The sequence below is a fragment of the Vibrio sp. 2132-1 genome (genome assembly GCF_033344315.1).
Genome location: NZ_JAWPON010000140.1, coordinates 1 through 939 on the forward strand (window position 1 = coordinate 1; position 939 = coordinate 939).

The 939-nt window shown below is 42.3% G+C and carries 1 protein-coding gene and 1 pseudogene; both read right to left on the bottom strand.

The window, feature by feature from the left end; translation table 11 throughout:
- Nucleotides 1-192: pseudogene (locus R8N47_RS23975) on the bottom strand (hypothetical protein); the annotation flags it as partial.
- A gap of 237 nt (nt 193-429) precedes the next feature.
- Nucleotides 430-831, bottom strand: coding sequence for a GFA family protein (locus R8N47_RS23980; RefSeq protein WP_021450275.1), 402 nt, complete (start codon nt 829-831; stop codon nt 430-432).
- Between the last annotated feature and the right edge of the window lie 108 nt (nt 832-939).

A 939-nucleotide genomic window follows, 5' to 3' on the forward strand; every position in this document is an offset into this window, starting at 1 on the left:
CATGGAGTAAACGTTACTAAGCACATCTTGCGGCAAGGTTTCTGCGACCGAATAGGTATTAACGGGTTTACCTTTAGCTGAATAATTTGAACTGTCACTACCAGATTCAAAGGTAAAGTCGCTGGTCATAAGCGCACTGGCTGAAAATGATAAGCAGCAGCCAGAAAGCGCGATTAGTTTCCCTGTTCTCATAATGTTCCCCTTCTTTAACCGGACGTTGGTCATATGCAAGAAGGAGCAATTATGGTGCCTAAATTAAATTATTTATCTAACAAAGAGTTATGATGATAAGGGTGTTTTTTGTCATTTTGAGAATGAACATGACAAGCGAAGTAGAAGTCTGAAGAGTTCAGAAAATGCGTTCGTGTGCAGTGGAATTTTAATCCGCGAGGCGTTGATATTCGCCCCGCGATAACAACGGAATTTTCTCTAAAGTTTTGGCCCTGCCTCAAACTGGGTCAGGTTGTCGGTTATTTCTAACCACGGCGCTTTTGACGCCACGAAAATATGAAAGCTTGGTTTGTGAGATGGGGCATCATCCAACACACCTAAGCGAATATTGACGATTCCGTTATTCTTTTTCGAATACAAACTTGAGCCGCAATGGCGACAAAAACATAGCTCGGTATTTTCACTTTTCTGATAAGTTTGAATATCCTCTTTCCCTTGGATAATGAGCAACTTATCTAGAGCAATGCCGCCCGCCGATGAATAGTCAGAGCCAGTAAATTTTCGACATTCAGAGCAATGGCAATTGCCCATGTATTTGAATTCATCCGCCACTTCGAGTCTTACCTTGCCACACAGACATGAGCCTTTGAGTACTTCCATTTGAGTCCCTTTTTTATTATGAACCTACGTGAGGTTGGTGATGGTCTCGTCACCATGCCACCACAAGACGACAAATTAAAGACGGGTAACGCAGGTTTTCAAAAATGA